This window comes from Mesorhizobium sp. M7A.F.Ca.US.005.03.1.1 (genome assembly GCF_003997975.1).
Lineage (GTDB): Bacteria > Pseudomonadota > Alphaproteobacteria > Rhizobiales > Rhizobiaceae > Mesorhizobium > Mesorhizobium ciceri.
In genome coordinates, this window is sequence record NZ_RZRO01000010.1 from 26,557 (window position 1) to 50,279 (window position 23,723).

Here is a 23,723-nt window from a genome sequence, read left to right on the forward strand (position 1 = left end):
ACGGGTAGCCGACGCGCCCACATTTCCCCCAACGTGGTAAACAACGCGTTAACCAAACTTAAGAAATCGAAAGGATGTTGGCTGCCGGCCTGACGGTGCGGCATAAAGGGCGGGGCGCAGAACGCCCTTGCGTCATCCTGCGGCAATCGGTATAGAATTGACGTAAACGTAAAAGGCGCATTGAGCGCATGTTTGCGATTTGTTTGTTGAAACCACGACTGGAAGCAGGCCCCCGCTTCCAGTCAGGCGACGCACGGTCCAGGACCGCGACGCCACCAGACGGGGAAAGCCAGTGACCATGAAGCTTATCTCGGCCGGCGAGACCGCGGCCAATACCAATATGTCTGCCGAAGCCGGCGAGGACCTCGTCCGCATCGGCGAGATGGCGAAGAAATATGGAGTGACGCTGCGCACGCTGCGTTTCTACGAAGACAAGGGCCTGCTCAACCCGCAGCGCGACGGTTCGACCCGTCTCTACACGCGCCGCGACAAGGCCCGCCTCAAGCTGATCCTGCTTGGCCGCAAGGTCGGATTCTCGCTGCGCGACGTCAAGCAGATGATGGATCTCTACGATCCCACCGGTTCAAACACCAAGCAGCTCAAGCTTGCGCTGGACAAGTCGGAAAAGCAGCTTGCCCGCCTGCAGAAGCAACGGGCGCTGATCGACGACGCCATCAACGAGCTCAGCGGCTCGATGTCGGCGGTGCGCCAGATGCTGAGCGAGCGTTCGGCGCCGCAGGCGAGCGCCGCCAGCTGAAGCAATTCCGTCAGGAATTGCGCCAGACACCAAGTCGTCTGCTGATTGTCCGAGTTCTGTCTAGCCGCGTGGCCTGCCACGCGGCTTTTCGTTGTCCTGGCCCACTCTTATGGCCTTTCGGCGCTGGCTTGCGCAACGTCGCGCCGCTACGCTCATTGCTCCAGGGGGCGGGGAATCTTGTCGCATCGAGAAAATTGACGTTTACGCAAACGTCAATTTTTGCTATCCCGCTCCCAATATGGGTCCGCATGCCGCCCTGGCTTGTCTTCGGGGCATTCGGACCGGGTTTGCAGGGTGGAGAAAAAGCATGCCGACATACAGGGCTCCGGTCCAGGATACGCTGTTCGTGCTCAACGAGGTTCTGGGTTATCAGCGTTATTCGAACCTTCCCGGATTTGCCGACGCCACGCCCGATGTGCTCGAGGCGATCCTCGCCGAAGGCGCCAAGCTCGCCGAAAACGTCATGCATCCGCTGAACCGTGTCGGCGACATGGAAGGCTGTGTGCGTCACGACGATGGCTCGGTGACCACGCCGAAAGGCTTCAGGGAGGCCTTCGACCAGTACCGCGAGGGCGGCTGGATGGGATTGGCCGCACCCGTCGAGTTCGGCGGCCAGGGCCTGCCCTATGCCGTGCACACCGCCGTCGCCGAATATATGGTCTCGGCCAATATGTCCTTGATGATGTATCCTGGCCTGACGCAGGGCGCGATCGCGGCAATCATCACCCACGGCACCGACGAGCAGAAGGCGACATGGTTGCCGAGGATGATCGAGGGTGCCTGGACCGGCACCATGAACCTGACCGAGCCGCATTGCGGCACGGATCTCGGCCTGTTGCGGACCAAAGCGGTGCCGAACGGCGATGGCACCTATAAGATTTCAGGCCAGAAGATCTTCATCTCGGCCGGCGAACACGACATGTCGGACAACATCGTCCATCTGGTGCTGGCCCGCATCGAGGGTGCGCCGGAAGGCGTCAAGGGCATCTCGCTGTTCATCGTGCCGAAGCTCAAGCTCGACCCGTCGGGCAATCCGGGCAACAGGAACACCGTCTCCTGCGGCTCGATCGAGGAGAAGATGGGCATCCACGGCAATTCGACCTGCGTCATGAACTATGACGAGGCTGAGGGCACGCTGCTCGGCGAGCCCAATGGCGGCCTGAAGGCGATGTTCACGATGATGAACGAGGCGCGCCTCGGTGTCGGCCTGCAGGGGTTGTCGCTGTCGGAGATCGCCTATCAGAACGCTGTCGGCTACGCCAAGGACCGTTTGCAGGGCCGCTCATTGTCTGGGCCGAAGGCGCCGGACAAGAAGGCCGATCCAATCATCGTCCATCCCGACATCCGCCGCAGCCTGATGACCATGAAAGCCTTCAACGAGGCCGGCCGCGCGCTGGCGCTGTGGACGGCGATCAAGTCCGACATCGCCCACCGCTCCGGCGATGACAAGGATCGCCAGGCCGCCGACGACTACACCGGCCTGATGACGCCGGTGGTCAAGGGCGTGCTCACCGACAAAGGGTTCGACCACGCCGTCATGGCGCAGCAGGTGTTCGGCGGTCACGGTTATATCGAAGAGCACGGCATGAGCCAGTTCGTGCGCGATGCCCGCATCGCCATGATCTATGAAGGCGCCAATGGCATCCAGGCGCTCGACCTCGTCGGCCGCAAGCTTGGTTTGCATGGCGGCCGCGCCGTGCAGGCCTTCTTCAAGGAGGTCGGCGAATTCTGCGAGGAGAACCGCGCTAACGAGAAGATGGCGCCGTTCACTAAGGCGTTGAAGAAAGGTCTCAACGATTTGCAGGCGGCGACCATGTGGCTGGTGCAGAACGGCATGGCCAAGCCCGACAATGCGGGTGCCGCCTCGACCGACTACATGCATCTCTTCGGCCTGGTCGCTCTGGGCTATATGTGGGCGCAGATGGCCAAGGTGGCACTTGGTAAGACGGACGCCAATGGCGCGCAATCTTTCTACGGCAACAAGGTCGTGACGGGGCGCTTCTTCATGGAGCGGATCATGCCGGAGACATCGGCTCATCTCGCCCGCATTTCGAGCGGCGCCGACACATTGATGGCACTGCTGGCGGAAGCGTTCTAAGCTCGACCTCACTGGCCTTTCTGTCTGTCGATACGCGGAGGAAATCGTGGCGACAAATCCCGCCGAAGTGCTCTCTTTGCCGAAGCCCGCCTGGGCGGCGGACGAGGTCGGCATGCTCTACGACATGGCGCATCGCTTCATGTCGGAGGAGATCGCGCCGCGCTACGACGAGTTCGAGAAGAACGAGATGGTCGATCGCGAAAGCTGGCTGAAGGCAGGTTCCGCCGGCCTGCTCTGCGCTTCTATGCCGGAGGAATATGGCGGCTCCGGCGGCACCTTCGCGCATGAGAGCGCCATCATCGAGGCCATTGGCCATGTCGGCGTCGACGGGTTCGGCATCGGCCTGCACAATTCGATCGTCGCCCCTTATATCCTCCACTACGGCTCCGAGGAGCAGAAAAAGAAATGGCTGCCGAAGCTGGCGACCGGCGAGCTGATCGGCGCCATCGCCATGACCGAGCCCGGCGCCGGCTCCGATCTGCAGGGCGTCAAGACGCGGGCGCAGAAGGATGGCAACCACTACAAGATCAATGGTTCCAAGACCTTCATCACCAACGGCCAGCTTGCGAACTTCATCATCGTCGTCACCAAGACCGATCCGGAGAAGGGCGCCAAGGGCACCTCGCTGATCGTCGTCGAGACCGACGAGGTCGAAGGTTTCCAGCGCGGCCGTAACCTCGACAAGATCGGGCTCAAGGCCAACGACACGTCGGAGCTGTTCTTCAACGACATGCGCGTGCCGACCTCCAATTTGCTCGGCCACGAGGAAGGTCAGGGCTTCGTCCAGTTGATGCAGCAACTGCCGCAGGAGCGGCTGCAGATCGGCACAGGCGCCATCGCCATGATCGAGCGGGCGCTGGCGTTGACCATCGACTACGTCAAGGAGCGCAAGGCGTTCGGCAAGGCGATCATCGATTTCCAGAACACCCAGTTCAAGCTGGCCGAACTCAAGACCGAGGCCACCATCGGCCGCGTCTTCTACAATGATTGCGTCGCCCGCCACATCGCGGGCGGCCTCGATCCCGTGACAGCGTCGATGGCCAAGTACTGGCTCAGCGACCTGCAGGGAAAAGTCGTCGACGAATGCCTTCAACTGCATGGCGGCTATGGCTACATGAATGAATACCCGATCGCCCGCATGTTCCGCGACGCCCGCGTCCAGCGCATCTACGGCGGCACCAACGAGATCATGAAATTGCTGATCGGACGCTCTCTCTGAAGGCGACATCAGGCAAACCCAAGGAGCAAGCAAATGGCTGAAGCTTATGTCTATGACGCCGTGCGCACACCGCGCGGCAAGGGCAAGAAAGACGGATCGCTGCACGAGGTGCCGGCGGTGCGGCTTGCCGCCAAGACGCTCGAAGCGCTGCGCGACCGCAATGGGCTGGACACTGCAAACGTCGACGACATCATCTTCGGCTGCGTCGATCCGGTCGGCGAGGCGGGTTCGGTCATTCCGCGCGCCGCCGCCTTCGAGGCCGGCTACGACACCAAGGCGCCCGGCATGCAGATCTCACGCTTCTGCGCTTCCGGGCTCGACGCCATCAATTTCGGTGCCGCCAAGATCGCGCAGGGAGCGGACGAGATCGTCATTGCCGGCGGTGTCGAATCGATGTCGCGCGTCGGCATGGGCGCCTCGGGCGGTGCCTGGTTCATGGATCCTTCGGTCGGCCTGCCCGGCTGGTTCGTGCCGCAAGGCATCTCGGCCGACCTGATCGCCACCAAATACGGCTTCAGCAGAGACGACGTCGACGCCTATGCGGTCGAGAGCCAGAAGCGCGCCGCCAAATCCTGGGCGGATGGCCGCTTCAAGAAATCCGTCATCCCGATCAAGGACCAGAACGGCCTGACCATCCTCGACCATGACGAGCATATGCGCCCGTCGACCGACATGCAGTCGCTGGCCTCGCTCAACCCGTCCTTCGTCATGCCCGGCGAAATGGGCGGCTTCGATGCGGTCGCGGTGCAGAAGCATCCCGAAGTGGAAGAGGTCAACCACGTCCATCATGCCGGCAATTCGTCCGGCATCGTCGATGGTGCGGCGGCCGTGCTGCTCGGTTCGAAGAAGGCCGGCAAGGCGATGGGGCTGAAGCCCCGCGCGCGTATCCGCACCTTCGCCAACATCGGCTCCGAGCCTGTGCTGATGCTGACCGGTCCGGTCGACGTCACCGAGAAGCTGTTGAAGCGCGCCAAGATGAAGCTCTCGGACATCGACCTGTTCGAGCTCAACGAAGCCTTCGCTTCGGTGGTGCTGCGCTACATGCAGGCTTTCGACATTCCGCATGACAAGATCAACGTCAATGGCGGTGCCATCGCCATGGGTCATCCGCTCGGCGCCACCGGCGCGATGATCTTCGGCACGGTGCTGGACGAACTCGAGCGGCGCGATCTCAACACCGCTCTGGTGACGCTGTGCATCGGCGCCGGCATGGGCACCGCAACCATCATCGAACGCGTCTGACGGGGAGAGAAACGATGAGCTACACCAATTTCGCCCTCGACACCGACGCCGACGGCATTGCGCTGGTCACCTGGGACATGCCCGGCCGTTCGATGAACGTCTTCACCGAAGAGGCGATGCGGGAATTGAACGCCATTGTCGACAAGGTGGCTGGTGACGCCGCCATCAAGGGCGCCGTGATCACCTCCGGCAAGGATACCTTCTCCGGCGGTGCAGATATCTCTTTGCTGCAGAAGATGCTGACGACCTTCGCCGCGGAAAAGGGCAAGGACGCCGAAAAGGCGACCAAGGCGCTGTTCGACAATGCCGGCATGATGACCGGCCTGTTCCGCAAGCTGGAAACTTGCGGAAAGCCGTGGGTGTCGGCGATCAACGGCACCTGCATGGGCGGCGCCTTCGAATTGTCGCTCGCCTGCCACGGCCGTGTCGCCGCCGATAGCGACAAGGTGAAGATGGCGCTTCCCGAGGTGAAGATCGGCATCTTCCCGGGCGCCGGCGGCACCCAGCGCGTGCCGCGGCTGACCGATCAGCAGCAGGCGTTGCAGATGCTGACCTCCGGCCAGACGCTGTCGCCGCAGAAGGCCAAGTCGATGGGCCTGATCCATGAGATCGCCGAGCCGGCCAGGTTGGTCGAGACCGCCAAGGCGATGATCAGGAATGGGCTGAAGCCGGTGGCGCCATGGGACGAGAAAGGTTTCAAGCTGCCAGGCGGCCAGATCTATTCGCCGGCCGGTTTCAATCTGTGGCCGCCGGCGATCGCCATCCTGCGCCGCGAGACTTATGGTAACTATCCGGCCGCCGCCGCGATCCTCAAATGCGTCTATGAAGGCCTGCTGGTGCCGTTCGACACCGCCTTGCGCATCGAGCAGCGCTATTTCACCGAGATCATGCAGACCAGGGAAGCGGCGGCGATGATCCGCTCGCTGTTTGTGTCGCTGCAGGAACTGAACAAGGGCGCCCGCCGCCCGGCCGGCGTGCCCGAAACCAAGTTCAAGAAGATCGGCATTCTCGGCGCCGGCTTCATGGGCGCCGGCATCGCCTATGTCACCGCCAAGGCCGGCATCCCGGTGGTGCTGCTCGACCGTGATCTGGAGTCGGCCGCCAAGGGCAAGGCGCATTCCGACAGCCTGGTCTCGGATCAGGTCAAGAAGGGCCGCGCCAAGCCGGAGGACAAGGACAAACTGCTGTCGCTGATCACGCCGACGGCGGACTACGCCGACCTTGCCGGCTGCGATCTGGTGGTCGAGGCGGTGTTCGAGGATTCGGGCGTCAAGAAGAGCGCCACCGAACAGGCGGAAGCCGTGTTGAAGCCATCGGCGATCTTCGCGTCGAACACCTCCACCATCCCGATCTCGTCGCTGGCCAAGAATTCGGCGCGGCCGAAGAATTTCATCGGCATCCATTTCTTCTCGCCGGTCGACAAGATGATGCTGGTCGAGATCATTTTGGGCAAGAAGACCGGCGACAAGGCGCTGGCCACCGCGATCGACTTCGTTCGCGCCATCAAGAAGACGCCGATCGTCGTCAACGACACGCGCGGCTTCTACGTCAACCGCTGCGTGCTGCGCTACATGTCGGAAGCCTACAAGATGCTGATCGAAGGTGTGCCCGCGCCGATGATCGAGAACGCGGCGAAGGCAGCCGGCATGCCGGTCGGCCCCCTGGCACTGACCGACGAAACGGCCATCGACCTTGCCCAGAAGATCATGAAGCAGACCATCAGGGATTTGGGCGACAAGGCGGTCGATCCCAAGCAGATGGCGCTGATCAACACCATGGTCGACGATCACGGCCGCTTCGGCCGCAAGAATGGCAAGGGTTTTTACGATTATCCGGCAAAGCCCGCCAAGAAGAAGCTGTGGCCGGGCCTCAAGGCGCTCTATCCGCAGCTTGCGCCCGAGAAGGTCGATTATGAGGAGCTGCAGCAGCGGCTTCTGGTCACCATCGCGCTGGAAGCGGCACGGGTGATGGAAGAAGGCATCGTCACCGACCCGCGCGAGGCCGATGTCGGCTCGATCCTCGCCTTCGGCTTCGCGCCCTATACCGGCGGTGCGCTGTCCTACATCGACGGCATCGGCGCCAAGGCGTTCGTCAAGATCGCCAGAAACCTGCAGAAGAAATACGGCGCCGAGTTCAAGGCGCCCAAGCTGCTGCTCGACATGGCCGAGAAGGGTGAGAGATTCTATCAGCGCTTCGATCCCTATGCGAAAGGCGAGACCAGGAAAGCGGCGTGAGTAAGCCTTGCACTGTGGACAAGATGGCGGTCCGGGGTTAGAACAGGGAAGGTATTTTTTCCTGTTCAAAGGAGAGCGACACATGCTCTCGCATGACCGTGTCTGGGCTGCCATTGATGCTCTTGCCGAGCGCTATTCGCTTTCGGCCTCGGGGCTGGCCAAGCGTGCGGGGCTCGATTCCACCGCCTTCAACAAGTCGAAGCGCCTGTCGTCGGATGGCCGGCCGCGCTGGCCCTCGACCGAATCACTGGCAAAGATCATGGAGGCAACGGGCGCCTCCCTCGACGAATTCACCGGTTTGATTGAAGGTCGGGCCGGGGCCAGCCATGCGGCTTCGGTCGCCCGCCGAAGCTCCGTGCCGCTGCTCGGCTTTGCCCAGGCCGGCGCCGGCGGCTTCTTCGACGATGCCGGCTTTCCAGCCGGGCAGGGCTGGGATCTGATCGAACTGCCGACGCAATCGACCGAGAGTTCCTATGCTTTGCAGGTGCAGGGCGATTCCATGCTGCCGCTCTACCGCAATGGCGACGTCCTCATCGTCGAACCGGGCGCCGTTACCCGCAAGGGCGATCGCGTCGTCGTCAAGACCACATCAGGCGAAGTGATGGCCAAGGTGCTCGAGCGCCAGACCGTCAGGTCGATTGCGCTGGTCTCGCTCAATCCCGATCATCCCGACCGCGATATTCCCATGCGCGATGTCGAATGGGTGGCGCGGATTGTCTGGGCAAGCCAATAGGTTAAGCTGGTGCGGCTTCTCCATCACGCGCTGGCGGTTCTGATGGTCCCTGTGATGGCAGCCATCGTCGTCACTGGCGGTCGCACTCTGAAAGGTAGTGAAAGCGTCATCACCGTGGACCAGCTTGATCCGGGCGCCGATGCGATGGCGCAGCAGGCTGCCGGGACGCTGCCCGAGGAGCCGGCTACATCGGCCATTGCAGCTCCGCAGCCGCCGAAGCCGGCGACGCATTCGAGGGCGATCGATCCCGAAATCGTCGCGCCGCCGGAACTGCCCGCCGACGGGCTTGAACGGATCGAGCCGCGCGAGCCGCTGAGCAAACTCGCGCTGGCCGTGCCGCCCAAGCCGAAAATGCCTGACGACTGGAACGGCACAAAGCTGTTCCAGCCGGTTGCGCCGGCCGCCGGCTTGATCGAGGCGAAGGGCTACTCGGTCGCGGTTTCCGGCATCGACATCGTCAGGCAGGACGAGATTTGCAGCGAGGACGGCAAGTCCTGGCCGTGCGGTGTCCGGGCGAGGACAGCGTTCCGCGCCTTCCTGCGCGGCCGCGCGGTGGTCTGCACGGTGCCGCCGCAGGGCGGCCGCGACCTGATCGCAGCCGAGTGCCGGATCGGCAAGCAGGATGTCGGTCAGTGGCTGGTCGAAAATGGCTGGGCGCGCGCCGCCAAGGGCGGCCCCTATGTCGAGGCCGGCGACAAGGCGCGCACGGGCAGGAAGGGCATTTTCGGATCGGCGCCTGATCTGTCCGGCATGCCGGCGATGCCGGCCGCGCCAGGCCCGGCACCTCAGGCGCCGGGTTCGATCCTGGAAGAGGTCGACGGCGTGCTCAAGCCAGCTGACCAGCCAGCGCCCGCTCAATGAGCGCACGCGTCTCGGCAACGCCGTAGAGTGCTGCGAACGAGCCGAAGCGCGGGCCGCGCTCCTGGCCGATCAGCACCTGGTAGATCATCTGGAAGAAGGCGCCCGATACGCCGGGGCCGCCTTCCGGGCTCTGCTTGGAATGATCCTGATAGCGCTCGATCCTGCGTGCGACGTTGAGCGAGGCGTTCTGGATCGCTTCGCCGCTGGCGTCCGCCGGCAGCGCGCCAAGTGCTTCGTCGAGCGCTGCCAGCGCTTCGCGCTCGACCTCGTCGGCGGGCCGGAAGGTTTTCGTCGGCTTCACGAAATCGTCGAAATAGCGGATCGCATGGCCGACCAGCCGGTCGAGCTCTGGATGCGTCGCCGGCGTCACGCCTTGCGTATGACGTGAAATGAATCCCCACAGCACATCCTTGTTCTGCGCGTTGGAAGCGCTGACCAGATTGAGCAGCAGAGAGAACGGCACCGGCATGTCGATCGCGGGCGGGTTGCCGTCATGCATATGCCAGACCGGGTTGCCCAGCCGCTCCTTCCAGTCCTGGCGGGGATAGGCGGCGAGGAACGTGTAGTATTCATCCACGGCCCGCGGGATGACGTCGAAATACAGCTTCTTGGCCTGCCGCGGCCGTTGGTACATGTAGAGCCCGAGGCTTTCGGTCGGCGCATAGGTCAGCCACTCGTCGATGGTCAGCCCGTTGCCCTTCGACTTCGAGATCTTCTGGCCATTCTCGTCGAGGAACAGTTCGTAGACGAAATGCTCCGGCGCCCGTCCGCCCAGAATGTTGCAGATACGGTCGTAGACCACCGCATTGGTCTGGTGGTCCTTGCCGAACATTTCGAAATCGACGCCAAGCGCTGCCCAGCGCATGCCGAAATCCGGCTTCCACTGCAGCTTCACGCGGCCGCCGGTGATCGAAAGCGTGGTCTCGGTGCCCTCGTCGTCGAAGGTGATGGTGCCGGCTTTGGCGTCGACATGCTTCATGGGCACGTAAAGCACGCGGCCGCTCTTCGGCGAGATCGGCAGGAACGGGCTGTAGGTCGCCTGCCGCTCGGGCCCGAGCGGCGGCAGCATCACCGCCATGATCTGCTCATAGCGCTCGGCAGCGCGCTTGAGCATCGCGTCGAAACGGCCGGCCTTGTAGTATTGCGTCGCGCTGGCGAACTCGTAGTCGAAGCCGAACGTGTCGAGGAAGCGGCAGAGCATCGCATTGTTGTGGTCGGCGAAGCTCGCATAGTCGCCGCCGAAGGGGTTGGGGACCGACGATAGCGGCTTGTGCAGATGCGGCTCGAGTGCGGCGCGGTCCGGCACGCTGTCGGGTATCTTGCGCATGCCGTCCATATCGTCGGAAAAGCACAGCAGCTTGGTCGCGACCTTGTCCTGCGTCAGGACACGGAAGGCATGGCGCACCATCGAGGTGCGCGCCACCTCGCCGAACGTGCCGATATGCGGCAGGCCGGACGGCCCGTAGCCGGTCTCGAACAGGACTGTTTGCGGAAAGTCGGCGCCTTTGTAGCGCTCGATGATCTTTTTGGCTTCCTCGAACGGCCACGCCTTGCTTTCGGTCGCGGCCGCCAGCAGCTCGGGGTTGAGATCGATGATGTTTGATCCCGCCATGTCACAGTTTTCCAAATCATCTGCCGGCCCGAAGGCGGGCCGCAGCAAGGGTTTTTCAACCGGTCTCTAGGCGTGCAGCGCCGGAGCGTCAACGCGTGCGGCGCTTTTTCCTTGCGGTGCAGAACGGGCGTTCCTAACTTCGAGGCCCGGTTCAAGGAGAAAAAATTGCCGACACCTCATGAAGCCCTGATCTATCTGATGGTCATCACCTCGGCCTCCGACCGCGACATGACCGATGTTGAACTGGCGCGGATCGGCGAGGTCGTCCGCTCCTGGCCGGTGTTCGAGGACTTCAACCACGACAGGCTGGTCGGCGTCGCCCAGGACTGCCAGAAGCGCCTGCACGAAAAGGATGGGCTGGAGGGCGTGCTGGCCGAAGTCGCCGAGGTCTTGCCCGAGCGGCTGCGCGACACCGCCTATGCCGCCGCCTTCGAGGTTGCCGCCGTCGACCTCGAAATGCGCATGGAAGAGGTGCGGGTGCTGCAGCTGATCCGGCGTCAGCTCGATCTCGACACGCTGACGGTTGCTGCCATCGGCCGCGCGGCCAAGGCGCGGCTGCGTACCCTGACCTGAAAGTCCTTGGCTTTAGAAAAAACTGACGGGGAAATAGCGCAGATAAAATTCGGCGAACGTGCCTTTCATTGAAATTTCCTGCAGCGCGTAGTCGATCGCTGCGGCCAGCGCCGGATTGTCCGCCTTGGTGGCGATGGCCATGCCAGTGCCCAGATATTCGGGCGCCAGATAGGGCCCGCCGGCAAAGCGGCAGCAGCCCGCCGCGTCCGAGCCGCCCAGCCAGAAAGCCAGGCGCATGCCGTCGCCGAAGGCGGCGTCGACCTTGCCGGCCTTGAGATCGGCATACAGTTCTTCCGGCCTGTCGAAAGGGACGACCTGGACCGTGTTGAAATAGTCGCGCAGCATGCGCTCATGCGCCGAGCCTGATATCACGCCGACACGCTTGCCGTGCAGTTTGTCAAAGACGGGCTCGGTCAGCGCCTTGCCCTTCGGCATGATGAAGCGCGCCGGAAACTGCAGATAGGAGCGTGAGAAGGCGTAGGTCGCGCGCGATTCCGGTGTGGCGGCGATGCCGGCGATGATCGCCTCGCCTTCGCCTTTCCGCAGTGCGCCTTCCAGCTCGGCCCAGGGCAGGGCCTGGATCTGGCATTTTTCGACAATGCCAAGCTCGGCGCAGATCGCGCGTGCCAGATCGATGTGGAAGCCGGACAGCTTTCCCGCACCGTCGAGGAAGTTGAAAGGCGGGAAGTCCGTGGTGGTGAGGAATCTCAGCCGGGGCAGCTTCGAAAGGTCTGGCTTGGGCAGCCGCTCCTTGGCATCCCACAGCACCGGAACCTGAGGCGCCGCGGCGCGCGCACCGTCGGCGAACGACAGCAACCCGATCAGCATCGCAAAGGCGAAGGACCTCCACCGGAACGCCAAGATAAAACTCCGCCACAGTCGTGCTCGCACCGGTTTTGGTACGAAAATGGTACAGGCACAATGGTTTTTGATTTCAACACGCCGATTTCAGGATATGATTTAGCCGGTTTGCAAATCAGCTTCGGTCGCCTCGATGAGAGGGAGCCACAAAATAAGTATGCGATTTGCAATCCGTGGTCGGTGGCGAAGTGTAGATCAGGCACGCATCATTGGCCGCAATGCACAAGGCAACATGGGGTTGATGTTGCGATGGGTCAGTTCGATCGCACGCTGGAATACATAGACCAACTGCAGCACGCCGCAACGGCGGCGGCGGTCTGCGAAAGGCTGCTGGGCATAACATCGGATTTCGGTCTCACCGCACTGATGGCGGGAACCGTCCCGCAGCCAGGCACGCCGGCCGGCCAGCAAAAGCAGCATGTGCTTCTCTGCGATTGGCCTGGCGAGTGGCTGGAGCGCTATGTCGCGCGCAACTATGTCGATCATGACCCGGTCGTCAGCCATATGAAACAGTTGCAGGCGCCCTTCCAGTGGCACGAAGCGTCCCAAGGCATCCGCATAGACAAGAGCAGCGGCGAGGTGATGGGCGATGCCGGCGCCTTCAAACTGCGCGATGGGTTGGCCTTTCCGCTGATCACGCTCGACGGCCAGATCGTCATGGTGTCGCTGGGCGGCGAGGCCGTGGAATTGTCCGCCGCCGAATTCGGCCAGGTGTCGCTGGTCTCGACCTACGCGGTTGGCCGCGCCATGCAACTCCACACCATGGCGAACAAGACCATCGATCATATCGTGCTGACGCCGCGCGAGCGCGAATGCCTGCAATGGGCCGCCGTCGGCAAGTCCGAATGGGAGATTTCGCAAATCCTCGGCATTTCCGAACACACCTCGGAGAAACATCTTCTTAACGCCAAAAGCAAACTAGGTGCCGTCAACAGGGTGCAGGCCGTCGCGGAAGCGATACGGCGCGGCTACATTAGTTAGGTCGGCCGTGCCGACCTGAAATCCTTGCCTACGCGATCACGCAATTTTCTCATCAAAGCACGGCCGTATCTTCCTCTGAACGCAGGAGACGGCGGAATGCTTTTTTCCCTTACAACCCAGGAATTGATGGAACGTCCCGACCTTTGGGAGGCCGTCCATCGTTTGCGCTACAAGATATTCGTCGAGGAGATGGGGTGGGATGACCTCAGGCGCCCCGATGGGCTCGAACTCGACCAGTTCGATCACGACGAGGCGGTCCATCAGATCGTCATCAGGGGCGGTGAAGTGGCGGGTTATCAGAGGATGTTGCCGACGACGCGGCCACATCTGCTGACCGAGGTCTTGACCGATCTTTCCGAAGGAACGCCGCCGTCGGGTCCAAACATCTGGGAATTGACCCGCTATGCGGTGGCTCCCGGTTTTCGCGATGGTCGTCGCGGCGTTTCGACCGTCGGCACCGAACTGATTGCCGGTTTCGTCGAGTGGGGGCTGAAGCGCGGCGTCGACAAGGTGATCATCGAGTTCGAGCCGATGTGGGTGCTGCGCGCCTTGCAACTGCATTTCCTGGCGACCCCGCTTGGCTATCAGCGCACCTATGGCAACCAGCAGGTGGTCGCCACCTTGCTGACCTTCAACGAGCACACACTCGATGTGGTGCGGTCGCGCCGCAATCATTTTGCTCCCGTGCTGGCCAGGGGATATCCCGACATGCTCGGGCAAAGGCGTGCGTCATGAGATCGGAGACAGTCATGAGCACACATCCGCAACCTGAACTTCGCAACCACACGCTGGTGGTCACCGTGTCGTCGAGTGACGGCCGGCCGGTGCTGGACAGGAGGGCCTATGAAAGCCTGGCAAGGACCTTCCATGAAGCAGCCGACAATGAGGAGGTTCGCGTCGTCGTCTTGCGCGGCCTGGCAGGCTGTTTCTGTCTGGGCGGCGACTTCTCCGAATTCCTCGACGCCACCAAGCACCAGAAACTGATCGCCGCCGTCACCGACCTGTTCCGCACGCTGGCGACGTTTCCAAAGCCCATCCTTGCCTGCGTCGATGGCGATGCCGTCGGTGTCGGCTGCACCATCCTGTTCCATTGCGACATGGTGATCGCGTCCGATGAGAGCACGTTCAGGGTGCCGTTCGTCGATTTCGGCCTGGTGCCGGATGCGGCGACCAGCATCCTGGCGCCGCAGAAGCTCGGCTACGCCGGTGCCTTCCGCTTCTTCTGCCTCGGCGACACGCTTCGCGCCGAAGATGCCAGGGCGCTCGGCCTGGTCGCGGAGATCGTGCCGGGAGGCACCGTCGAGGAGGCGGCCCTTGGTCGGGCAAGACAGCTCGTCAAGAAGCCGGTCGCCGCCCTGCTGCAGACGCGCGGCCTGCTGAAGGGGAACACCGAGGCCCTCTGCGACCGCATCGATCAGGAGATCTCGCTTTTCCAGCAGGCGCTGCAGGATGATACGACGCTGCGGCGATTGCAGCGTATCGCCAGGCTGGCGGCTTAAGCATCATGATTGCGTCGCGCGGTTCCTTGCCGCGCGACGCAAAAAAGCGTCAATCCTGTTTTCCCAGGAATGACGGCCCTTCGCCGATGATCTTCTTGTCTTCCTTGCCGATGATTTCGAGATCGCGCCCCTCATAGGGCAGAGACGACAGGATGCGCCGCATGACCGCCAGCCGCGCGCGCCGTTTGTCATTGGCCCGTACGATGATCCACGGCGCGAATTCCTTGTGGGTGCGCTCGAACATTGTGTCGCGCACCTTGGTGTAGTCGTCCCACTTGGTGATGCCTGCAACGTCGATGGGCGAAAACTTCCAGCTCTTCAGCGGGCTGTAGCGGCGGTCGTGGAAGCGCTCGAGCTGCGTTTCCCGGCCGATGTTCAGCCAGAATTTGAAGAAGTGAATCCCCTCGTTGGAGATCATCCGCTCGAAATGCGGCGTCTCGTCGAGAAACTGCTCGTGCTGCTGCGGCGTGCAGAAACCCATCACCGGCTCGACGCCGGCGCGATTGTACCAGGAGCGGTCGAAGGTGACGAATTCGCCTGAAGTCGGGAAATGGTCGACATAGCGCTGGTAGTACCATTGCCCCAGTTCGGTCGGGGTCGGTTTGGTCAGCGCCACGTTGCGTGCGGTGCGCGGATTGAGGTACTGGCGCACCACGAAGATCGTGCCGCCCTTGCCGGCGGCGTCGCGGCCCTCGAACAGCGCCATCACCCGTTTGCCGGTCGACTGCAGCCAGGCCTGCGCCTTGACCAACTCGATCTGCAGCTTCTCGAGCGTTTCGTCATACTCATCGCTTTTCATCTTCTTGTCGTAGGGATAGCCGCCGGCAGTCAGCTTGTTGTCCTCGACCCAGTCGGGAAGCACGGGGTTTTCGATATCGAACTCCCGCTCCTTGCCGCCGATCCTGATCTTCAGCGGCCCCGAAGTTGGCGCGGCGGGACTTTCCTTGGCTTTTTTCATCGAGACGAACCCTTTCCAGCTTCGGGACTCATGCTATGGGGAGCCTCCGGAACGGTCTAGTGGAAGTTTTTCCGCCACCGTGGACCGGGTGCGAAGGCATGGGGTGCGGGCCCGCGGGCAGATGGCTGACCTGGACACAGAGCAGAGAGGCATCGCGCAAACCATGGCCGCACGGCTGTGGAACAGCCGCTGGCTGCTTGCGGCCGGCGTCGTCGCGGTCGTCGCCGTTTATGCCTTGGCCGGGATTTCAGCCTATATCGTCCTCGCGGCGCTGCTGTTGCTATTTGCAGCGGCAATACTGCCGGCCGGCGGCGCGCGCCAATCCACCGGCAGCGGCGCTGCCATCGAGGCCATCGGCCTGCAGCGGCTCTCGGGTGAATATCTGGCCGCCGCCGTCGCCGATCCGCTCATCATCTTCGACCGGGCTGCCACCATCGTCCATGCCAACGCCGCCGCCTTCGCCGCTTTCGGCGGCATCGCGCCAGGCATGTCGCTGTCGCTGAAATTCCGGGCGCCGGAAATGCAGGCTCTGCTGGATGGCGTGCTATCGGGCGATGTCGCCTCCGATGTCGTCGACTACATGGAGAAGCTGCCGGTCGAACGGGCTTACCGGGTGAGCGTGTCCTCGGTCGGTCATGCCACCGATCTCTATGTGCTGGTGTTCAAGGACCAGAGCGAAACGCGCAGGATCGACCGCATGCGCGCCGACTTCATCGCCAATGCCAGCCACGAACTGCGCACCCCGCTTGCTTCCATCGCCGGCTTTATCGAAACGCTGCGCGGACCAGCCCGCAACGACGCGGCGGCGCGCGACCAGTTTCTGCAGATCATGCAGAGCCAGACCGGCCGCATGGCGCGTCTGATCGACGATTTGTTGTCGCTGTCGCGGCTCGAGATGAAACCCTATCTGAAGCCGGGAACCGAGGTGGACCTGCGTCAGACCGTCGACAGCGTCATCGACTCGCTCGGACCGCTGGCCAGCGAAAACGCCGTTGCCATCGAGCGGCGCTACGCCGATGGACCGCTTCATGTGCCTGGCGATCGCGATGAGCTTTTCCAGGTTTTCGAGAACCTCTTGGAAAACGCCTGCAAATATGGGCAGTCGGGTGGGCGCGTGGTTGTATCCATAGCGCATAGCGAGGCCGGATCAGAGCCGGGCATCGACGTCACGATCAGGGACTTTGGCCCTGGCATTCCCGAGGAGCACATTCCGCGCATTACCGAGCGCTTCTACCGCGTCGATGTCGAGACCAGCCGGACCCAGAAAGGCACCGGCCTCGGCCTGTCGATCGTCAAGCATATCCTGACGCGCCACAACGCCCGGCTTTCGATCAAGTCCGAAGTCGGCAACGGCGCGGCATTCTCGGTTCATTTGCCGGCGCACTGATATCGCCCTAATTCAAGGGCACTGTTTCTTTTTTCTGTCATCCGGCTAGCGTATCAGCGGGGATTCGAGGAAACGACTCAAAATCAAAACACCCCGTGGGAAGGCATTTGCCATGCAGTCCGTGCACATCGTCAGCGCTTATGACGAGGAGTTGAAATATCTGTCGAAGCGCATCGCCGCGATGGGTGGCCATGCCGAGCGCATGGTCGAACAGGCGGTCACCGCTCTCGTCAATGCCGACCCGGGCCTTGCCCAGAAGGTCATCCGCGACGATACCGTACTGGACGAGGGCCAGCGCGAAATCGACGACAAGGCGATCATCATCATTGCCAAGCGTCAGCCGATGGCGGCGGATTTGCGCGAGATCGTCGGGACCATCCGCATCTCCGCCGACCTCGAACGGGTTGGCGATCTCGCCAAGAACGTTGCCAAGCGGGTGGTCGCCGTCACCGACGGACGCCAGCCGACCAGCCTGTTCCGCGGCCTCGAGGCTCTGTCCAACCTGGCATTGACCCAGCTCAAGGAAGTGCTCGACGTCTACGCGTCCCGTTCGGTGGAGAAAATCGGCTTCGTGCGCGATCGTGACGACCAGATCGACGCCATGTACACATCGCTGTTTCGCGAATTGCTGACCTACATGATGGAAGATCCGCGCAACATCACGCCCTGCACGCATCTGCTGTTTTGCGCCAAGAACATCGAGCGTATCGGTGATCACGCCACCAACATAGCCGAGACCATCTACTACATCGTCACCGGTGATCAGTTGCCGGCTGAGCGGCCCAAGGGCGACAAGACCGACAAAATCAGCCTTTCCGAGACGCAGCCGGTGAAGTGAACGCCGCCTCTCGAACCGTCACCCGATTTACGATAAGCTTTCCGGGCTTTGCCTCTATCCTCGTCCGTGGATTTGCTCCGGGAGGTCGTGATGGAAAATGTTCGGAACCTGACCCCGGCGCCTGCGCCGATATCCGGCATTATCGCTTGCGGCGTTTACACCGCGGGGCGCCGCATCGCCGACATTCCCATCGAGGAAGCCGGCGAATGGGCAAAAAAATCCGGTCACGTCGTCTGGATCGGCCTGTTGGAGCCCGACCGTAACCTGTTGCTGCGCGTCCAGGCGCAGTTTCACCTGCATGAGCTGGCGATCGAGGATGCCGAGCACCCGCACCAGCGGCCGAAGATCGAGCAATATGGCGACGCCTTGTTCATCGTCGCCCGCACCGCGCAGCTGATCGAGGGCCGGGTCACCTTCGGCGAGACCCATTTGTTCGTCGGCTCAGGCTACATAGTCAGCGTCAGGCACGGTCCCTCGACGTCCTATGCCGCCGTTCGTCAGCACTGGGAAAGCTGCCCGCACTCGCTGGCCAAGGGCGAGGATTTCGTCCTCTATGCCATCCTCGATTTCATCGTCGACAATTACATGCCGGTGCTCGAGCAGATCGAGGACGAGGTCGAGGCGATCGAGGACAAGGTTCTGCTGAAGCCGATGACCGCTCCCGACATAGAGCGGCTCTATATGCTGCGCCGCGATCTCCTGCGCCTGCGCAATGCCGCGCTTCCGCTGGTCGAAGTCTGCCGAAGGCTGACCAGCGCCGAGCTGCCGCAGATCCACACCGCCATGTATCCGCTGTTCCGCGACGTCACCGATCACATCCGCACCGTTCAGGAGAAGATCGACAGCCTGCGCGAGGTGCTGGCATTTGCTTTCGAGGCGAGCTTGCTGGTCGGCCAGAGTCAGGAAACGGCCAACACCAAGAAGCTCGCCTCCTGGGCCGCAATCCTGGCGGTGCCGACGGCGCTCGCCGGCATTTACGGCATGAACTTCAGCGACATGCCGGAACTGAAGATGGAATACGGCTATCCGGTGGTTCTGGCCACGATCGCGCTGATCTGCGCGTTTCTGTATTGGCGGTTCAGGAAGAATGGCTGGTTGTGAAGTAGGGCAGTAGGGCAGTAGGGCAGTAGGGCAGTAGGGCAGTAGGGCAGTAGGGCAGTAGGGCAGTAGGGCAGTAGGGCAGTAGGGCAGTAGGGTGGCATTTCGTGAGCGCGACTTTCCGCGCACATACTGCCCTACTGCCTTACTCCCCTATTCCCTTATCTACCTGCTCCGCCGCCGCTCCGATGCCGGCTGGAATGCCACGCGGGCGTGGTACTTGCAGTAGGGACCGGTTTCGGCGGCATCGTTGCCGCAGAAATGGAAGTCCTCTGAAAGCGGATCGCCGTTCGGCCATTTGCAGGTCCGCTCGGTCAGCTCGACCAGCTGCAGATGCCGCGAGATCGGCAGCACGACATTTTCGACCGGGCGGATGTAATGGCGTGCCACGGGTTCGGCGTCGAACTGCGTCTGCAAAGCAGTGGCGCCGACCGATGTCGTGACATGGCGTGCCGTGGTTACGGCGCGTGATACCGATTTCTGGACGGTCGATCCTTGCGCTGCCTTCTTCTGGCGTGCCGGCGTGGCGGTCGAGCGACCGCGGCCCGACAGTTTCAGCCGATGCACCTTCCCGATGACCGCATTGCGGCTGACCCCTCCAAGCTGCGCAGCAATCTGGCTTGCGCTCAGACCCTCCGACCACAGTTTTCTCAAGAGTTCTACCCGCTCGTCAGTCCAGTTCATGAGACCGCGCTCCTCTAAGCGTGCGGCAATCGGAATCCTTCTCCCGACCCGGCAACATTTGCCAGGGCAGACACCACATATATCTGGTGATTAGGTCCGCCGCACGAAATCTAGTTATTTCTCGACTACAACTACTCTATGCGCTGACTCGGTGACAAGAGTCCCAAGTGCAACACGAATCGGTTTTTTCGGTTTTCCCCAACTTGCCCGGTCGCTTATGAGCCGGCGTCCCGTCGGGGGGCTTGCCGCGCGCCACTACGCGACGTTTTCGTTGACTTCATGGCCGAAAAACAGGATAAGCCGCACAGGCCGCCGCTTTGGCGGCTTTTTTGATTTTCCGGTACCGGAGACGCATATAATGAGCGGTTCGGCGCTTTACGAGACCTTTGCTCGCGCACCCCTGGCCTTCGACCACGGGGAAGGCACATGGCTGATTACCGACAAGGGCGAGCGATATCTCGATTTCGCCGGCGGCATCGCCGTCAATTCGCTGGGCCACAGCCACCCGCACCTGGTCGCCGCACTCACCGAGCAGGCAGCCAAGCTGTGGCATGTCTCCAACCTCTACGAGATCCCCGGGCAGAGCCGGCTTGGCGAACGGCTGGCCGACGCCACCTTCGCCGACAAGGTGTTCTTCACCAATTCCGGCGCCGAGGCGCTGGAATGCGCGATCAAGACGGCGCGGCGCTACCATTTCGTCAAAGGCCATCCCGAGCGCTTCCGCATCATCACCTTCGAAGGCGCCTTCCATGGCCGCACGCTGGCGACCATCGCGGCTGGCGGCCAGTACAAGTATCTCGAGGGCTTCGGCCCCAAGGTCGAAGGTTTCGACCAGGTCGGCTTCGACGACATTGACGCCGCCGAAAAGGCGATCACGCCGGAGACGGCCGCGATCCTGATCGAGCCGGTGCAGGGCGAGGGCGGTATCCGCCCGGTGCCGACGCAGTCGCTGAAGCGGCTCAGGCAATTGTGCGAGCAGCACGGCCTGCTGTTGATCTACGACGAGGTCCAGTGCGGCATCGGCCGCACCGGCAAGCTGTTCGCACATGAATGGTCGGGTGTAACGCCCGACATCATGGCGATTGCCAAGGGTATCGGCGGCGGCTTCCCGATGGGCGCCTGCCTTGCCACGGATGAAGCGGCGGTCGGCATGACCGCCGGCGTGCATGGCACCACGTTCGGCGGCAACCCGCTTGCCATGGCGGTCGGCAACGCCGTGCTCGATGTCGTGCTGGAAGACGGCTTCCTCGAAGATGTCCAGCGCAAGGCGCTGCTGATGAAGCAGGGTCTGGCGTCGGTCGCCGACGAGTTTCCCGAAATCATCGAGGACATCAGGGGTGCCGGGCTGATGCTCGGCCTCAAATGCGCCATGCCCAACACCAAGGTGAACATGGCCTTGCGCGACCAGCACCTGTTGACGGTTCCGGCCGGCGACAACGTCATTCGCCTGTTGCCGCCGCTCACCGTCACCGACGCCGAGATCCATGACGCGCTCAACCGCATCCGCGCCGGCGCCAAGGGCCTGGCGGAGGCGATCGCTTCCGCCGCGGCGAAGTAATCCCGGAATCATTGCTGATGTCAGTTCGCCATTTCACCGATCTTTCCACCGTTTCCGAAGGCGACCTGCGCTTGATGCTGGACGACGCGGTGGTGCGAAAGGCGCGGCTCAAGGCCGGCGAGCGCACCAAACCGCTCGAAGGCAAGGTGCTGGCGATGATCTTCGACAAGCCGTCGACGCGCACGCGCGTCTCCTTCGACGTCGGCATGCGGCAGCTCGGCGGCGAGACCATCATGCTGACCGGCACCGAGATGCAGCTCGGCCGTTCCGAGACCATCGCCGACACCGCCAAGGTGCTGTCGCGCTATGTCGATGCGATCATGATCCGCACCACCTCGCATGAGCGGCTGCTGGAATTGACCGAGAACGCCACCGTGCCGGTGATCAACGGACTGACCGACGATACCCATCCCTGCCAGCTGATGGCCGATATCATGACCTTCGAGGAACATCGCGGTCCGGTAGCCGGCAAGACCATCGCCTGGACCGGCGACGGCAACAATGTGCTGCATTCCCTGCTCGAGGCCTCGGCCCGGTTCCGCTTCAACCTCAACGTCGCCGTTCCCGAAGGCAGCGAGCCGGCGCAGAAGCATATCGATTGGTCGCAGGCGCATGGCGGCAAGCTGCACTTCACCCGCTCGCCCGAGGAAGCCGTCGACCAGGCCGACTGCATCGTCACCGATTGCTGGGTGTCGATGGGCCAGGAGCATCGCGCCCGCGGCCACAATGTGTTCTCGCCCTACCAGGTCAATGCCAAGCTGATGGCGAGAGCCAAGCCGGACGCGCTGTTCATGCATTGCCTGCCGGCGCATCGCGGCGAGGAAGTGACAGACGAGGTTATCGACGGACCGCATTCGGTGGTCTTCGACGAAGCCGAGAACCGGCTCCATGCCCAGAAGGCCGTGCTTGCCTGGTGTCTAGGCGCTTGAGGTGTCTGGGCGCTTGATCCCTGGGAGCTTGATCTGCGGGCGTGTGATGCCTATTTGCGCCGCATCACGCAAATCAAGCGCGTTTCGACGCATGCGCCCCGGAGGGCGGCATGGCCGCGCCCTGGAGCTTTGTCATGTTGGAAACCTATCAAGTGACTGAACATCACCCCAAACTCGGTGAATTCGGCTATGCCGGCGACGATCACGTCGTGCCGTTCGAGGTCGGCCCTCTCGACGTGCGCGGCCGCACGGTCCAACTCGGGCCAATGCTGGACGCCATCCTCAGCCGCCACGATTATCCCGAGCCGGTCGCCCGCCTGCTGGCGGAGGCCTGTGTGCTGACCGTGCTGCTCGGCACTTCGCTGAAGTTCGAGGGCAAGTTCATCCTGCAGACCCGCACCGACGGGCCCGTCGACATGCTGGTTGCGGATTTTTCCACGCCCTCGGCGCTGCGCGCCTATGCGCGTTTCGATGCCGACCGGCTGGAAGCGCTGGTCGCGGCGGGCGAAACCTCCCAGCAGACGCTGCTCGGCAGTGGCGTGCTGGCGCTGACCATCGACCAGGGCGCCCATACGCAGCGCTATCAGGGTATCGTCCAGCTCGATGGCGAGACCCTGGAAGACGCGGCACGCACCTATTTCCGTCAGTCGGAGCAGATCCCGACGGATATCAGGCTGTCGGTGGCCAAGCTTTTGACGCCCGGTCCCGGCGGCGCCCGCGAGCAATGGCGCGCCGGCGGTATCCTGGCGCAGTTCCTGCCGCAGTCGCCCGAGCGCATGCGCGTCCCGGACCTGCCGGGCGGCGATGGCGATCCGCGTGAGGAGATCCACGATCCGGTCGACAATTCCTGGCAGGAGTTGCTGGCTCTGCTCGGCACCATCGAGCCGACCGAACTGATCGACCCGACGATCGGCGCCGAGCGGCTGCTCTACAGGCTGTTCCACGAGCATGGCGTGCGCGTCTTCGGCGGTGTTCCGGTCGCCGACCAGTGCTCGTGCTCCAGGGACAAGATCCGCGGCATCCTCGAGGGTTTTTCCGCCCAGGAGATCAAGGACAGCACCGAAGACGGCGGCATCCACGTCGCCTGCGAATTCTGTTCGAAGCAATATGATTTCGACCCGGCGGAATTCGCGGCCCAGTAGAGTAGAAACCACGCCTCACCGGTCGCTCCGCGGCCGGTGAGGCGAAATCAATTCACCGTCCGCCGCGTCCCCGGCAAGTCCAGCGAAAACGCCGGAATGGCGATGTCGAACGTCTCGCCCCGCTTGTTGCGCATCGTGTAATGCCCGACCATGATGCCGGACGGTGTCGAGAGCGGGCAACCGGATGTGTACTGGTAGCTGTCGCCGGGATTGAGTTCGGGCTGGTCGCCGACCACGCCGGGGCCGCGCACTTCCTCGACCCGGCCGGTGCCGTCGGTGATGTGCCAATATCGCGACAGAAGCTGCACGAAATCGTCCGACTGATTGTCGATCGTTATCTGATAGCCCCAGACATAGCGGTTCTCCGAGGGATCCGAACGGTCCTCCAGATAGAACGGCCTGACCTGCACTTCGATGTTGCGCGTGACGGCGCTATACATAAGCGGCTCCAAAAAACGG

General features: G+C 62.7%; 22 protein-coding genes. 17 read left to right on the forward strand and 5 right to left on the reverse strand.

Annotated elements, in window-relative coordinates:
• The first annotated feature begins 298 nt into the window (after window positions 1–298).
• From EN990_RS07030 to EN990_RS07060, 7 genes are all read left to right on the forward strand, one after another.
• A complete protein-coding gene (locus EN990_RS07030) occupies window positions 299–757 on the forward strand; it encodes a MerR family DNA-binding transcriptional regulator (protein WP_013533661.1) in 459 nt (152 codons plus the stop codon).
• A 307-nt stretch (window positions 758–1,064) separates the two neighbouring features.
• The gene (locus EN990_RS07035) at window positions 1,065–2,855 is read left to right on the forward strand and encodes an acyl-CoA dehydrogenase (protein WP_127368993.1); all 1,791 of its coding nucleotides are present in this window, start codon (window positions 1,065–1,067) and stop codon (window positions 2,853–2,855) included.
• A gap of 46 nt (window positions 2,856–2,901) precedes the next feature.
• Window positions 2,902–4,074 (forward strand): acyl-CoA dehydrogenase family protein, encoded by a 1,173-nt coding sequence (locus EN990_RS07040; protein WP_082826644.1) that lies wholly within the window; start codon window positions 2,902–2,904, stop codon window positions 4,072–4,074.
• Window positions 4,075–4,107: 33 nt separating this feature from the next.
• Complete coding sequence (locus EN990_RS07045) at window positions 4,108–5,316, forward strand: acetyl-CoA C-acetyltransferase (RefSeq protein WP_027161729.1); 1,209 nt, start codon at window positions 4,108–4,110, stop codon at window positions 5,314–5,316.
• Between the two features lie 14 nt (window positions 5,317–5,330).
• On the forward strand, window positions 5,331–7,550 hold the full coding sequence (locus tag EN990_RS07050) for a 3-hydroxyacyl-CoA dehydrogenase NAD-binding domain-containing protein (RefSeq protein ID WP_127388263.1): 2,220 nt from the start codon (window positions 5,331–5,333) through the stop codon (window positions 7,548–7,550).
• A gap of 82 nt (window positions 7,551–7,632) precedes the next feature.
• Complete coding sequence (locus EN990_RS07055) at window positions 7,633–8,283, forward strand: helix-turn-helix transcriptional regulator (RefSeq protein ID WP_013533656.1); 651 nt, start codon at window positions 7,633–7,635, stop codon at window positions 8,281–8,283.
• Window positions 8,284–8,292: 9 nt separating this feature from the next.
• Entirely contained in the window at window positions 8,293–9,144 is an 852-nt protein-coding gene (locus EN990_RS07060) for a thermonuclease family protein (RefSeq protein ID WP_348629878.1), read from the forward strand.
• On the opposite strand, the gene EN990_RS07065 is transcribed toward EN990_RS07060, so the two are convergent.
• Window positions 9,110–10,756 (reverse strand): lysine--tRNA ligase, encoded by a 1,647-nt coding sequence (locus EN990_RS07065; RefSeq protein WP_127388264.1) that lies wholly within the window; start codon window positions 10,754–10,756, stop codon window positions 9,110–9,112. The two genes, EN990_RS07060 and EN990_RS07065, sit on opposite strands and share 35 nt — an antisense overlap.
• Before the next feature lie 165 nt (window positions 10,757–10,921).
• On the opposite strand from EN990_RS07065, the gene EN990_RS07070 reads away from it, so the two are divergent.
• Window positions 10,922–11,329 carry a tellurite resistance TerB family protein gene (locus tag EN990_RS07070; RefSeq protein WP_013533653.1) on the forward strand — a complete coding sequence of 136 codons (408 nt, stop codon included), beginning with the start codon at window positions 10,922–10,924 and terminating at the stop codon, window positions 11,327–11,329.
• A 12-nt stretch (window positions 11,330–11,341) separates the two neighbouring features.
• Here EN990_RS07070 and EN990_RS07075 read toward each other — a convergent pair whose 3' ends face one another.
• Window positions 11,342–12,190: a transporter substrate-binding domain-containing protein gene (locus tag EN990_RS07075; protein WP_063170010.1), complete on the reverse strand. Its 849-nt coding sequence runs from the start codon at window positions 12,188–12,190 to the stop codon at window positions 11,342–11,344.
• 249 nt (window positions 12,191–12,439) lie between these two features.
• On the opposite strand from EN990_RS07075, the gene EN990_RS07080 reads away from it, so the two are divergent.
• From EN990_RS07080 to EN990_RS07090, 3 genes are all read left to right on the forward strand, one after another.
• Window positions 12,440–13,171, forward strand: coding sequence for a LuxR family transcriptional regulator (locus tag EN990_RS07080; protein WP_024503165.1), 732 nt, complete (start codon window positions 12,440–12,442; stop codon window positions 13,169–13,171).
• Window positions 13,172–13,267: 96 nt separating this feature from the next.
• Window positions 13,268–13,906 carry an acyl-homoserine-lactone synthase gene (locus tag EN990_RS07085; protein WP_013533650.1) on the forward strand — a complete coding sequence of 213 codons (639 nt, stop codon included), beginning with the start codon at window positions 13,268–13,270 and terminating at the stop codon, window positions 13,904–13,906.
• A gap of 14 nt (window positions 13,907–13,920) precedes the next feature.
• A complete protein-coding gene (locus EN990_RS07090; protein ID WP_013533649.1) occupies window positions 13,921–14,670 on the forward strand; it encodes an enoyl-CoA hydratase-related protein in 750 nt (249 codons plus the stop codon).
• Window positions 14,671–14,719: 49 nt separating this feature from the next.
• On the opposite strand, the gene ppk2 is transcribed toward EN990_RS07090, so the two are convergent.
• Window positions 14,720–15,628: a polyphosphate kinase 2 gene (gene ppk2 / locus EN990_RS07095; protein WP_013533648.1), complete on the reverse strand. Its 909-nt coding sequence runs from the start codon at window positions 15,626–15,628 to the stop codon at window positions 14,720–14,722.
• A gap of 121 nt (window positions 15,629–15,749) precedes the next feature.
• On the opposite strand from ppk2, the gene EN990_RS07100 reads away from it, so the two are divergent.
• The 3 genes from EN990_RS07100 (at window position 15,750) to EN990_RS07110 (ending at window position 18,954) form a co-directional block, all read left to right on the forward strand.
• Window positions 15,750–17,015 carry an ATP-binding protein gene (locus EN990_RS07100; protein WP_164753417.1) on the forward strand — a complete coding sequence of 422 codons (1,266 nt, stop codon included), beginning with the start codon at window positions 15,750–15,752 and terminating at the stop codon, window positions 17,013–17,015.
• Window positions 17,016–17,127: 112 nt separating this feature from the next.
• Window positions 17,128–17,853 carry a phosphate signaling complex protein PhoU gene (gene phoU / locus EN990_RS07105; RefSeq protein WP_013533646.1) on the forward strand — a complete coding sequence of 242 codons (726 nt, stop codon included), beginning with the start codon at window positions 17,128–17,130 and terminating at the stop codon, window positions 17,851–17,853.
• Window positions 17,854–17,943: 90 nt separating this feature from the next.
• The gene (locus EN990_RS07110; protein ID WP_127370148.1) at window positions 17,944–18,954 is read left to right on the forward strand and encodes a magnesium and cobalt transport protein CorA; all 1,011 of its coding nucleotides are present in this window, start codon (window positions 17,944–17,946) and stop codon (window positions 18,952–18,954) included.
• Between the two features lie 162 nt (window positions 18,955–19,116).
• Here EN990_RS07110 and EN990_RS07115 read toward each other — a convergent pair whose 3' ends face one another.
• A complete protein-coding gene (locus EN990_RS07115) occupies window positions 19,117–19,635 on the reverse strand; it encodes a GcrA family cell cycle regulator (protein WP_127365491.1) in 519 nt (172 codons plus the stop codon).
• 358 nt (window positions 19,636–19,993) lie between these two features.
• Here EN990_RS07115 and EN990_RS07120 point away from each other — a divergent pair, with 358 nt between their 5' ends.
• The 3 genes from EN990_RS07120 (at window position 19,994) to EN990_RS07130 (ending at window position 23,264) form a co-directional block, all read left to right on the forward strand.
• Entirely contained in the window at window positions 19,994–21,193 is a 1,200-nt protein-coding gene (locus EN990_RS07120) for an aspartate aminotransferase family protein (protein ID WP_063170013.1), read from the forward strand.
• Window positions 21,194–21,210: 17 nt separating this feature from the next.
• Entirely contained in the window at window positions 21,211–22,122 is a 912-nt protein-coding gene (argF, locus tag EN990_RS07125) for an ornithine carbamoyltransferase (RefSeq protein ID WP_013533642.1), read from the forward strand.
• Between the two features lie 110 nt (window positions 22,123–22,232).
• Window positions 22,233–23,264: an Hsp33 family molecular chaperone gene (locus EN990_RS07130; protein ID WP_013533641.1), complete on the forward strand. Its 1,032-nt coding sequence runs from the start codon at window positions 22,233–22,235 to the stop codon at window positions 23,262–23,264.
• A gap of 47 nt (window positions 23,265–23,311) precedes the next feature.
• Here the strand turns inward: EN990_RS07130 and apaG are convergent, their stop codons facing one another.
• Window positions 23,312–23,704 (reverse strand): Co2+/Mg2+ efflux protein ApaG, encoded by a 393-nt coding sequence (gene apaG / locus EN990_RS07135; protein WP_013533640.1) that lies wholly within the window; start codon window positions 23,702–23,704, stop codon window positions 23,312–23,314.
• Window positions 23,705–23,723: the final 19 nt, after the last annotated feature.

Excerpts from the sequence above, each read along its gene's own strand:
- ppk2 (WP_013533648.1), bottom strand. The coding sequence starts at position 15,628 with ATGAAAAAAGCCAAGGAAAGTCCCGCCGCGCCAACTTCGGGGCCGCTG.
- apaG (WP_013533640.1), bottom strand. The coding sequence starts at position 23,704 with ATGTATAGCGCCGTCACGCGCAACATCGAAGTGCAGGTCAGGCCGTTC.
- EN990_RS07110 (WP_127370148.1), top strand. The coding sequence starts at position 17,944 with ATGGAAAATGTTCGGAACCTGACCCCGGCGCCTGCGCCGATATCCGGC.
- phoU (WP_013533646.1), top strand. The coding sequence starts at position 17,128 with ATGCAGTCCGTGCACATCGTCAGCGCTTATGACGAGGAGTTGAAATAT.
- EN990_RS07030 (WP_013533661.1), top strand. The coding sequence starts at position 299 with ATGAAGCTTATCTCGGCCGGCGAGACCGCGGCCAATACCAATATGTCT.
- EN990_RS07080 (WP_024503165.1), top strand. The coding sequence starts at position 12,440 with ATGGGTCAGTTCGATCGCACGCTGGAATACATAGACCAACTGCAGCAC.
- EN990_RS07055 (WP_013533656.1), top strand. The coding sequence starts at position 7,633 with ATGCTCTCGCATGACCGTGTCTGGGCTGCCATTGATGCTCTTGCCGAG.
- EN990_RS07050 (WP_127388263.1), top strand. The coding sequence starts at position 5,331 with ATGAGCTACACCAATTTCGCCCTCGACACCGACGCCGACGGCATTGCG.
- EN990_RS07035 (WP_127368993.1), top strand. The coding sequence starts at position 1,065 with ATGCCGACATACAGGGCTCCGGTCCAGGATACGCTGTTCGTGCTCAAC.
- EN990_RS07115 (WP_127365491.1), bottom strand. The coding sequence starts at position 19,635 with ATGAACTGGACTGACGAGCGGGTAGAACTCTTGAGAAAACTGTGGTCG.
- EN990_RS07090 (WP_013533649.1), top strand. The coding sequence starts at position 13,921 with ATGAGCACACATCCGCAACCTGAACTTCGCAACCACACGCTGGTGGTC.
- argF (WP_013533642.1), top strand. The coding sequence starts at position 21,211 with ATGTCAGTTCGCCATTTCACCGATCTTTCCACCGTTTCCGAAGGCGAC.
- EN990_RS07100 (WP_164753417.1), top strand. The coding sequence starts at position 15,750 with ATGGCTGACCTGGACACAGAGCAGAGAGGCATCGCGCAAACCATGGCC.
- EN990_RS07045 (WP_027161729.1), top strand. The coding sequence starts at position 4,108 with ATGGCTGAAGCTTATGTCTATGACGCCGTGCGCACACCGCGCGGCAAG.
- EN990_RS07130 (WP_013533641.1), top strand. The coding sequence starts at position 22,233 with ATGGCCGCGCCCTGGAGCTTTGTCATGTTGGAAACCTATCAAGTGACT.
- EN990_RS07085 (WP_013533650.1), top strand. The coding sequence starts at position 13,268 with ATGCTTTTTTCCCTTACAACCCAGGAATTGATGGAACGTCCCGACCTT.
- EN990_RS07120 (WP_063170013.1), top strand. The coding sequence starts at position 19,994 with ATGAGCGGTTCGGCGCTTTACGAGACCTTTGCTCGCGCACCCCTGGCC.
- EN990_RS07065 (WP_127388264.1), bottom strand. The coding sequence starts at position 10,756 with ATGGCGGGATCAAACATCATCGATCTCAACCCCGAGCTGCTGGCGGCC.